General features: G+C 56.1%; 8 protein-coding genes. 1 reads left to right on the forward strand and 7 read right to left on the reverse strand.

Annotation, left to right across the window (positions count from 1 at the left end):
- Nucleotides 1–74: 74 nt before the first annotated feature.
- The 7 genes from DXXMK7_RS10680 to DXXMK7_RS10710 all read right to left on the reverse strand — a co-directional run bounded on the left by DXXMK7_RS10680 (nucleotide 75) and on the right by DXXMK7_RS10710 (nucleotide 9,452).
- Nucleotides 75–1,520: a serralysin family metalloprotease gene (locus DXXMK7_RS10680; RefSeq protein ID WP_038919075.1), complete on the reverse strand. Its 1,446-nt coding sequence runs from the start codon at nucleotides 1,518–1,520 to the stop codon at nucleotides 75–77.
- A 212-nt stretch (nucleotides 1,521–1,732) separates the two neighbouring features.
- Nucleotides 1,733–3,121, reverse strand: coding sequence for a TolC family outer membrane protein (locus DXXMK7_RS10685; protein ID WP_038919076.1), 1,389 nt, complete (start codon nucleotides 3,119–3,121; stop codon nucleotides 1,733–1,735).
- Between the two features lie 12 nt (nucleotides 3,122–3,133).
- Entirely contained in the window at nucleotides 3,134–4,480 is a 1,347-nt protein-coding gene (locus tag DXXMK7_RS10690; protein ID WP_038919077.1) for an HlyD family type I secretion periplasmic adaptor subunit, read from the reverse strand.
- 13 nt (nucleotides 4,481–4,493) lie between these two features.
- Nucleotides 4,494–6,221 (reverse strand): type I secretion system permease/ATPase, encoded by a 1,728-nt coding sequence (locus tag DXXMK7_RS10695; protein ID WP_038919078.1) that lies wholly within the window; start codon nucleotides 6,219–6,221, stop codon nucleotides 4,494–4,496.
- Nucleotides 6,222–6,237: 16 nt separating this feature from the next.
- Nucleotides 6,238–6,600 carry a protease inhibitor Inh/omp19 family protein gene (locus DXXMK7_RS10700; RefSeq protein ID WP_082170938.1) on the reverse strand — a complete coding sequence of 121 codons (363 nt, stop codon included), beginning with the start codon at nucleotides 6,598–6,600 and terminating at the stop codon, nucleotides 6,238–6,240.
- Between the two features lie 151 nt (nucleotides 6,601–6,751).
- Nucleotides 6,752–8,185: a serralysin family metalloprotease gene (locus DXXMK7_RS10705; protein WP_038919080.1), complete on the reverse strand. Its 1,434-nt coding sequence runs from the start codon at nucleotides 8,183–8,185 to the stop codon at nucleotides 6,752–6,754.
- Nucleotides 8,186–8,594: 409 nt separating this feature from the next.
- Nucleotides 8,595–9,452, reverse strand: coding sequence for an SDR family oxidoreductase (locus DXXMK7_RS10710; RefSeq protein ID WP_038919081.1), 858 nt, complete (start codon nucleotides 9,450–9,452; stop codon nucleotides 8,595–8,597).
- A gap of 408 nt (nucleotides 9,453–9,860) precedes the next feature.
- On the opposite strand from DXXMK7_RS10710, the gene DXXMK7_RS10715 reads away from it, so the two are divergent.
- Entirely contained in the window at nucleotides 9,861–11,177 is a 1,317-nt protein-coding gene (locus DXXMK7_RS10715; RefSeq protein WP_038919082.1) for an SrfA family protein, read from the forward strand.

Below are 11,177 nucleotides of genomic sequence, written 5' to 3' on the forward strand. Positions count from 1 at the left end.
GATAATAAGATTCCCTTGGAAATCTTATTAAACAGGGTAGTTAAACCACCCTGTTTAATATTTTCAGTGGTTGATTACACAATAATATCGGATTGTGCAGTCTGGCCGACGATACGCACCAGAAAATCCACCGAGCTGTGACCCGCTTCATGCAGCCACAGGTTGGTGATGCTGTTGGCCGCATCCCACTGCAGCATCACTTCCTGCCCTTTGCCGGTGAACTGATCCTGCACAAAGTTCAACTGACCCTGATTGCGGAACGCCGACAGATCGATCTTGTCCACACCGGTCTGGAAATCGGTAATCCAGTCGTATGCCGACACGGTGGAATCCTGACCGCTGCCGTATACGAAGATGTCGCGCCCGGCGCCGCCGGTCAGCGTATCCGCGCCGAGGCTGCCGTACAGCACGTCGTCGCCGGCGCCGCCCTGCAGCACGTTGTCGGCGCTGTTGCCCACCAGAATATCGTTGCCGGAACCGCTAATCGCGTTCTCAATGGTCACGCCGTGCGCGATCGACACGTTGCCTTTCAGCCCGCCGACATCCGAGAACGACCCTTCATTCAGGTTGATGCGTTGGTTGTTGCTGTAGCCGGAGAAGTCGAAAGTATCGTTGCCGCCCGCATCCCATACCGAGAAAACCAGCGCCTTGCTGCTGCTGGTCGCGGTATAGAAATCACGATCGGTGTTGGAGTTAAAGCCATAAACGGTATCGCCGGTACGGGTGGTCATGTTGGCGCCGTACAGTTTCTGGATCGCGGCGATATCATCCATCAGCGGACCCGCCGAGTAGTGCCCTTTGAAGTCGCCGCCGGTGTTTTCCACCTCCCAGTAGCTCATGATGCTGAACTGACGGGAATCTTCCGCATAGGCAGCGCTGTTTTTGTAACTGATATCCCCTTCGCCGGCGTTGTATTCCGCCGGGTGGCTCAGCCCCAGCGCATGGCCGATTTCATGCGTGAACGAATGCCGTCCATACTCATCGGTATCCGGGTTGCGAATACTCGATTGGTTGTAGTTGAACCAGGCGCTGCCGGACACCGGATGCGTGCCCGGATAAGCGGCATAAGCCTGCGTATCCGTATTCAGGCTGCCGTCGGCATTGCGCGTATAGTTAGCGAATGTGATGTTGGCCTTTTGATTGGGGCTGACTTCGGTAAACGTCAGGTTTGCCGCATCCGCCCAGGACTGCAATGACAGTTTCGCCTGCTGCATCTGCACCGGCGTAAATTTTACCGGGCCGGTATGACCGTTAGGCGTCGAGCTAAACGAGTTAAGGAATGAATAAGTCAGATTTGCCGCTTTGCCGAATACGTTATCACCGTTCCAGGTGGTATGCGGCCGCGTTAATCCCTCACTCACCGCCTTGTCGGTGGTATAAGACGGTTTGCCATTGACAGTCAGACCGTCGCCACGCTGATGGTAAAACCAAAAATCATACACATCGGCATAGCCGGTATAACTGCCTGCCTTGGCAGCGGCGGCAGAGGTATTTAACGAAGCTTTTTCGTTTTGTTGCATATAACTTCTTCCATAAAGTCTGACGTATTACTGTCAGAATGCCTTTTTTCGCCATTACGTCGCCGACCATTATCACGACGGCTAATTTAATGACATACCAATCCCTCGCAGCAGGCTGCGAAAGAAATTTCGTGGAAACGACGATCAATTTTTTGTGGAAACAACCATCAATTTTCGTAGAAACATTAATCAATTAACGCAAAAGGTTACCGTTAATTCGCTTTATTGCCGGTAGCCGTATTCATTCCGTTTTTATTTATTGGATGCGCAGCCTGAAACCAGGCCGCCAGTTGCATCATATCCTGCTCATTTAGCGTACCGGCGGTATAGCGCAAATTCAGCCATGCCTGTAACCAGCGATATTTGACTTCCGTCAGCTCGCGGCGGGCGTTGTACCACTCCTGTTCCGCCATCAGCACGTCCAGATTGATACGTTCGCCGCCGGCGACGCTTTGCCGCGTAGCGCGGATCGCTTCCGCGGCGGCAGCCACGCTCATCTGCCAGGCCCGGATTTTGGCGGCTCCGTTGGTGCACAGGTTGAACTGACGACGCAATTCCGCAAAGGTCTGCCGGGTCTGGTTATCCAGTTCCGCCTGACTTTGCTGGTATTCCGCCGCGGCCTGACGCATCGATGCCGAAACGGCGCCGCCGGAATACAGCGGCACACGCACCTGCAGACCAACGGTCTGGGTGTCGTATTTCTGGTTGTAGTTGTATTCGGACTCCGACAGGCTGTTGCGGGTGGATGCCACCAGATCCAATGTCGGCAGATGACCGGCGCGGTTACGCTCAATTTCATAGCGGCTGTAATCAACGTTTTCACGCTGCACCGCCAGCTTGGCGTTGTGTCGCACCGCCAGCTCACGCCATTGCGACAGCGAACGATTTTCGGTGACGTTATCCGGCAACGCGTCCAGCGCCAGCGGCGACAGGTCCTGAATTTGCAGCGGCGAACCAATCATGTTTTCCAGGTCGGTCATGGCGGCATCCAGCGTATCTTCCTGCTCGATACGCTGCGCTTCAGTGACGGTGTAACGTGCCTCCGTTTCCCGCAGGTCGGTTTGCGTTCCTTCCCCCGCCGCCAATAAGCGACGGTTCAGCGCCAGTTGTTCCTGATAGGCACGGCGCTGCGCATCCAGCAGCATCAGCTTTTCCTGTGCCAGCAATGCTTCGCTCCAGGACTGATACAGACGCACCATCAGGTCCTGACTGCGATCGCGAAATCGCTGATCGGCCATCAGTTTGCGGGTGACGCCCTGCTGGTAACGCGCCCAGGCGGCATAGTCCAGCAGCGGCTGGCGCAGCGTCAACGTCGAGACGTAGTTATCGTAATCACGTTTCGTCGTGTTATTCACCGTCCGGTCCCGTTGCGTCACTTTGGAATGACTGTAATTGGCGCCATAGCTATATTGCAGCGAGGGCAGCAATCCGGCGCGGCCGATCGCCACTTCCTCCTGCCCGGCGTCCCGTTCGAAGCCGGCCGCCCGCAGTTGCGCGTCATTGCGCAGCGCCAGTTCCCACGCATCCAGCAGCCCCATCGCCTGGGCGCTGCCGCCCGACAGGGATAACACCACCGTCAGTAATACCGCTTTCCTTCGCATTGCTTCCTTCCGTTACTCTTCCGTCAACGCCAGATGCATGCGATCCATCAGGGGTTTAAACAGATAATTGATAAACGAACGCTCCCCGGTGCGGACAAACCCCTGCACCGGCATACCGGGTTTAATTTCCAGCCCATGCAACGAACGCTTGCCTTCTTCGCTCACCTGAATGCGCAGGCTGTAGTACGGCGTGCCGTCTTTTTCGTCCACCAGCCGGTCAGCGGACAGCAAGGTCACCGTTCCCGGCACTCGCGGTGTGGTGCTTTGGCTAAATGCAGTGAACTGCAACTCCACCGGTAGCCCGGACCACACCTTGTCCACCATTTCTACCGGAATACGGCCATCCACCAGCAGCGGCTGATCTTCGGGAACGATTTCCATCATGACCTGCCCGGGAGCGATCACCCCGCCTTCGGTGAAGATCTTCATGTCCACTACGGTGCCGGCAACCGGCGCGCGCACCTGCACATTGGCCAGATTGAAATCCGCCTTCTCGCGCTGGCTGATCACTTCATTCAGTTTGGCCTGCACGTCGGACAATTCGCTGTTGACCTCTTTGTCGTATTCCTGCTGGCGTTGGGCGATGCGCAATTTCTGTTGCTGAATATCACGCCGGGTTCGCCCCACTTCGCCGCTGGTCTGGGCAATTTCACCGCTGACCTGCGCAAACAACCGTTCCGTTTCCAGCATTTTATTGCGCGGGACATAGTTATCCGCCGCCAACGGCCGCAGCCCCTGCAACTGCTGGTTCAACGCCGCCTGCTCGGACTGCTTGCTGCTCATCACCTTTTGCAACGCGCCGAGCGACGTTTCCAGTCCATCAATACTGGCGCGCACGCCGTCGGTTTCCAGCTTTAGCGCCTGCTGACGGCTATGCAGCAGGTCTTCCTGCAACGCGATGATGACGGCCATTTCCGGCCGCTGGCGCGCCTGCGTCAGCCGGGGCGTCGCCACCAGCGACGACTGATTACGCTGTTCCGCCAGCAGGCGGGCTTCGCGGGCGATCAGTTGATCATATTGGGAGCCAAGCCCTTCGCTGGTGGTACGGGCGTCTACCGCATTCAGCGTCAGCAGCACCTGACCGGCGGCAACGCGGTCCCCCTCTTTCACCTGGATCCGGTCGACAATGCCGCCCTGCATGTGCTGGATCACCTTGCGATTGCCGGACACCACGACATTGCCTTGCACCGCCACCCCTTTATCCAGCGGCGCCAGCAACGCCCACAGCAGAAAACCGCCAAAACCGGCCAGCACCAGCCACCAGCCCAGCCGTAACGCCCGCTCTTCATCCCGGCTGGCGCGATCGCGCATTGCCGCTTCGTTCAATTCATCCTGAGTGGTTATATCCATGCCTGTCATCACGAGATCCCTGTCATTGCGGCATTGCGGCCGTGGGGTTCATCCGGGCCTGATTGGCGGCGCTGCGCTGTTGCAGTTCCGTCAACACATCCCGCGCCAGTCCCATACGCTGCTGCTGGCCCTCATGGAGGATCAGAATTTTTTGCGCCAGCGTCGTCAACGCCGGGCGATGGGTAATCAACACCACGGTCGCGCCCCGTTTCTGCAACGCGACAATCGCCTGCATCAAGGCCTGATCGCCTTCACTGTCGAGGCTGGCGTTCGGTTCATCCAGAATCAGCAGACAAGGGTCGCCGTACATGGCGCGCGCCAGGCCGATACGCTGCCGCTGACCGCCGGACAAACCGCTGCCGCCATCGCCCAATTCGGTGTCATAGCCATTGGGCAACGACAAAATCAGTTCATGCACCCCGGCCAGCTTTGCGGCCGCCACGACTTTTTCCGGATCGGCCTCGCCAAAACGGGCGATGTTCTCCGCCAGCGTGCCCTTGAACAGCTGTACATCCTGCGGCAAATAACCGATGGTCGGCCCAAACGTGTTTTTGTCCACCTGATTCAGATCAGCGCCATCCAAACGCACTTTGCCTTGCGTCGGCGCCTGCGCGCCGACCAGCAAACGCGCCAGCGAGGATTTGCCGGATCCGGATGCGCCCAGAATTACCAGCGTTTCGCCAGCCTGCAACGAGAAATGAATGTTCTGTAGCCGGGCGTTGCCCTGTGCCGGACGCAGCGAAACCTGTTCCACGCTGAGATGCCCTTCCGGCGCAGGCAGCGCCATTGCCGCCGGGCGCGGCGGATAGGCGACAATCAGCCGGGTCAGGCGCTGCCAGGCAATGCGCGCGCTGCTCCATTGTTTCCATACCGCGATTAACTGATCGATCGGGCTCAGCACCCGACCAACCAGAATCGAACCGGCGATCATCATCCCCGGCGTGATCTTGCCGTCGATCGCCAGCAACGCCCCCAGCCCCAGCATCAGCGACTGCAATGCAATGCGGCTGTACTTGGACGCGCCGCCTACCGCGGCGGCACGCTCGCTGGCCAGATTCTGCAGGGAAATAAACCGGTAGTGGCGCGTCAGCCAGCGCCGACGCAGGTTGCCCAGCATTCCCATCGCTTCAATAACGTCGGCATTGCGCAACTGGGCGTCAGCCAGATGGGTCGCCTGTTGCGATTGCTGATTGGCTTCCGCCAGCGGTTGATTGGTCAGACGCTGGTTCAGCCAGGCCAGCGCCACCAGCACCACGGTGCCGCCCAGCGCCAGCATCCCCAACCAGGGATGCAGCAAAAACAACACCAGCAAAAACAGCGGAAACCAGGGCACGTCGAAGAAGGCAAACAGCGCATTGCCGGTGATGAACTGGCGCAGCAGCGTCAAATCGGTCAGCGCCAGCCCGGCGCGGCCGTCGCCAGCCTCCAGATTACGGGCAAACGCCGCATTGAAGACATCCTGATTGAGCGCCAGATCGATACGGGTGCCCAGCCTCACCACCAACAGACTACGAACCCACTCCAGCGCGCCCATAAAGGCACACAGTCCCGCCATCAGCAACGTCAGCATCAGCAGGGTTATACCGTTGCCGGACGCCAGCACCCGGTCATATACCTGCAGCATATATACCGAAGGCGCCAGCATCAGTATATTGATGACGGCGCTGAAAATCCCGACGCTCCAGAAACTGCGGCGGAACTGGCGCAGCACGCCGAACAACGAACGATCTCGCTCAGAGGAAGCATTCACGGCTGGGCACTCTCCCTCAGGCTTTCTTTTTCAGGGTGCGAACGCTGCCGTCAGCCAGCTTATGTTCGTAGTGATCGCGGTTGCGGCTGAAAAACGCCACTGCCGAGCCGTCTTGCTGCGTCAGCGTCAGACCGTCTGGCGTAGGCCGCCAGCCGACCGGCGCTTCCGGCAGCAATTTTTGCAGGCACGCGCTGTCGCCAGCCAGCCGCCAGGTCGTGCCGTCAAGCACATCCGTGTTCAAGCGGATATCACAGTGTTGCTCCGCTCCGCTCAATACCCACTGTCCGCTTAGTTCCGCCGCGGACGGCAATCTCAGACTGCTCGCCATACATCCTCCACTCAGTGCACTCAATAATGTCGCAATAATCAGCTGTTTCATGATATTCCCATCATTCGGTCATCAGTGAACGCGTTTAATAATTGAAACCATCGTGTTAAATACGTGGATAACGGCAGGCATGTCTCCAACGCGAGAAAATACCTGCCGTTATTCAATCAATCAAAAAATAACGGGAACGCGCCCATTATCGTTAAACAATAAAATCCGACGGCTGTAATGCCGCACCGACAATGTTGACCAGAAAATCAGCCGTGTCGTGCCCGCTTAACTGCAACCACATATTGGTTTGATGAGACTGACTATCCCAATTCAACAACACTTCGTTTCCTTTTCCCGAGAAATTATCAACAAAGCGGAGATCATGATTTTTATTAAACGCGGATAAATCGATCCTGTCTTCTCCACGCTGGAAATCGGTAATGGTATCCGGCGACGACAATAGCGAATCCTTTTCCCAGGCATAAACAAAAATGTCTTTCCCGGCGCCGCCGGTTAAAATATCAGCGCCGCCGTCGCCATAAAGCACATCATTACCCGCGCCGCCGTCAATACGATTATCAGACAGATTCCCCACAATCACATCATGGCCTGAACCGCCAATCGCATTTTCAATCACCGCGTCCGCGGCAATGGAAACGTTGCCTTTCAATCCGCCGACATCCGAGAAAGTGCCGCTAATCAGGCTGATGCGCTGATTCGCGCTATAACCGGAAAAATCAAACGTATCGTTGCCGCCGGCATCCCAAACGGAGAATATCAGCGGTGTTTTGCTGTCTGTCGCCGTATAAAAATCACGACCGCTATTGGAGTGAAACCCGTATACGGTATCGCCCGTGCGGGTCGACATATTGGCGCCATACAATTTTTGAATGGCCGCAATATCATCCATTAGCGGCGCGGCGGCATGATAGCCATGAAAATCGCCGCCGGTGTACCCTTCATTCCAGTAGCTCATAATGCTGAACTGGCGGGTATCCTCCGCGTAGGTCACGTCTTTATAACCCGGGTTGCCGTCGGAAGCGTCATAATCGCCCGGATGATATAACCCCAGCGTATGGCCGATTTCATGCGCTAATGTATTACGGCCAAATTCATTGATATCCGGCCGTTGATTGTCAGCCTGATTATAATTAAACCAGGCTGAACCGGCCCACTTCCAGCTGCCGGGATAGAAACCGAACGCCTGACTGTTGTTATCGGTATTACCATCCGGGCTCAATGTATAGTTGCCAAACCGGATGGTGGCGTGTTGATCGTCTTTAATTTCGCTAAAAGTGACGTTCGCCACATCAGCCCAGGATTGCAATGCCAGTTTGGCCTGCTGAATCTGCGCGGCATTAAATTTGACAAAGCCTTTGAAATTATCAGGCATGTCGGCATCAGAAACCGACTGAAGAAAAGAGTAAGTCAGCGCAACGGATTTACCGAAAACCTTTTCACCATTCCAGGTAATATTGCCACGGGTTATTTGATCGCGGGCCTGCTCCAGCGAATAGGATGGTTTATCGCCGATGTTGCCATTTCCACGGGCGTGGTAATTCCATAATTGATAGACATCCGCCACGCCGGTATAGCCGCCGGACGATGCGGAAGAAAGATCGGTTTTCTTTCCATATAAAGCCATAACATTTCCTCCATGAAATTCGCCTTTATACCCGACATACTGCAAGTTGCACTGGGTATACCATCCCTTGCGAGTATGACATCTGTTTATAGAACCGCTTGTTTATAGAACCGCTTGTTTATAAAGCCGCAGTTAAACACCAACTTCTTCACTTTTTGTCCTATTGAAAGTGAATGCTCCCTGTGGCGCGTCAATCAGATTGAAATGCAGCATAGGCTGACAACACAGACAGGTTAGTAAAACAGAAATAAAATGACAAGATTCTGTCAGGAAAATCGACGTTTCATTACCATGCGTTCAGGCTACGAAAAAAAACCACATAGAACATTGCGGAAGGGAAAATTGGCAGAATAAAAAGTGGCGCATCTGTCGCCAGACGCGCCATCGCGTTTAATAACGTGAAAACAAATTACAGCGACGCCAGCGTACCGCGGATGACCTCGGCATAAGGCGTCGTCGGGCGACCCAGCAATGCCGCCAGCGCGTTCTTGTCATCAAACAGCCCGCCTTTTTCCGCGCCGGCGTCGGAATCCGCCAACATATCAGCCAGGAAATCCGGCAATCCCGCGCCTTTCAGCGCGTTGGCGAAATCCGCCTGGGACAGGTTGACATATTGCACCGGTTTGCTGCTCTGCTTCGCAATTTCCGCGGTAAATTCCGCCAGCGTGTAACTGTTATCGCCGGCCAGCTCATAAACTTTCCCTTCCTGACCATTCAATTGCAGCACGATTGCAGCCGCTTGCGCATAGTCGCTGCGCGCCGCCGAAGCAATGCGGCCTTCGCCGGCGGCGCCGATAAACGCGCCGTGCGCCAAAGCCGGCGCGATGCTGGCGGCATAGTTTTCGGTATACCAGCCGTTACGCAAAATAACATGAGGAATGCCTGAATCGCGCAGCGCGCCTTCGGTCGCCAGATGCTCGACCGCCAAGCCCAGCGACGAGGTATCCGCGTGCAGCAGACTGGTGTAGACAATCAGCCCGACACCGGCTTTTTTTGCCGCGTCGATCACCGCTTTGTGCTGGGTTTCGCGCTTGCCGACTTCACTTGATGAAATCAACAGCAACTTGTCTACTCCGCTCAGCGCGCTGACCAGCGTATCCGGCCGGTCATAATCGCCATGTCGTACATGAATCCCCTGTGCGGCCAGAGCGCTGGCCTTGGCCGGGTCGCGTACTACCGCAACGATCTGTTCTGCCGGTACCGATTTCACCAGCGAATCAATCACCAGACGGCCCAGTTGGCCGGTTGCTCCTGTAATCGCAAACATAACGAACTCCTGTTAATGAGAAAACCCTGTGCCATGCTTCAACCCGAATACGCTCAACGCCAGACAGGTTGAAGCTCGTGCCAGCAGCATATGACTCAAACTCACTTTTAGTAAGTACTTACAGAAATGTTAGTGTGAAATAAAAATGCCGACATCATCACAGAATGCTCGCCATCGGCTTCCCGCTGGTATGCTGCCGGGTAACCTGTAAGATAATCGACCTGCCGGTTTTTTAGTTTCAGTCACATCGCACTTATGCGATATTGCTTTTTCAGAGAGCTGATGACGCAAATATTTGTCATATTTGTCACTTCTTTACGTATTTGATTCGTGATCATCAGAATTATAATCGCAGATATTGAACACGATTTTCTGCCTTGACGGTTTATCACAAAGGGTCTCTTTGGCGTGGCAAAATTATTTTTACGCAGTGGAAATTTAGACGATTTTCTTGCGTTGGGAGAGAACGGCCAGCCCGTTTATGCTTCAGCGCTGCAATTACGGGAGACACTGCGTCTTCGCAAACAACAGCACATCGCTGACTGTCTGGCCATCCCCCAACCTAACGAGGATGGCGATCGCATCGACTGGTATGCGCCCTTCGCCGGTAAAATCACCTCCTGGATGGCAGCCAGCGACGAGCAGCGCGAGCAGGCGTTGCTCTTGCTCGAACAGTATCTCGGCACCGTTGACGCCATTAGCGAGCGGGCGCGTCAATCCAACAAACCGGCCCAGAAACTCTTCGGCGTATTGTTGGCGAAAGCTTTTCAGTTTCCGGGTTCCAATCATGTCTATCTGGTGGACGATAAACCGGTCATCACCTTCTGGGGATTTGTCAGCCTGGGCAAAAAATCCCGCGTTGACGTGCTGGAGTGCCTGCGCCCGGTTGAACCGGTCGAGATTCCCGAGCCGGTTCCTGAACCGCTGCCGGAAGTGACCACGCAGGTCGACGACCCCGAACCGGAACAACCGGCGCTGCCGGTCGAACCGGAACCCGTGGTGATTGCCGAACCGGCCGCGCCGCCGCAAACCGCCCCGTCGCCGCGCCGGGTCTGGACCAGTATCTGGTTGCTGGCGCCGGGCGCCGCGCTGTTGGCGACGCTGGCGTTCCAGATCCGCGGCTGCGTTTCTCACCCCGAAAGCAACACCCCGCCGGCGGTGACCACCATCAAACCGGAAAAACGCGCGCTGAGCGCCACGCCGGCGGATACGCTTCCACAGCCGAATCTGCCGCTGGAGGTGGCTACGCTGTTGCCGCCGCCGGCAGTGGTTGAGCAGAAAAAAACCGAAGAAAAAGCGCCGGAAGCTCCCGCGCATGTCGAGGTAAGCGCCGCCCCGAAAGGCGCGCTGGTGATGCCTGCCGACGCCGTAAAAATCGGCTCCATCCGTTTTCTGGACGGCAACTGGCAGGCGACGCTCATGGCGAAAAATCCGCTGACCGGCAAACCGCCGGTTCTCCGCTACCAGATCAAAGACGGCAAAGGCCGGGTACGCTTTACCTACGGCGAAAAAGTCACCTGTCAGGCCGAGGTGGAAGCCGGGTTGCACCAGTCCGGCAATCTGGTGATCAACAGCCGCTATCGGGCGCGCTGCAGCGATGGTTCCCGTTATCCGATGCCGGAAATCGTCTGTACCCGACAGGAATCGAGCGAGGCCGCAGAATGTAAAGGCCGCTACGATGCCGACACTGTGCTACCGATGACGATTAAGCGTGAGAGCAAATAA

Source organism: Dickeya sp. MK7 (assembly GCF_000406305.1).
Taxonomy (GTDB): domain Bacteria; phylum Pseudomonadota; class Gammaproteobacteria; order Enterobacterales; family Enterobacteriaceae; genus Dickeya; species Dickeya fangzhongdai.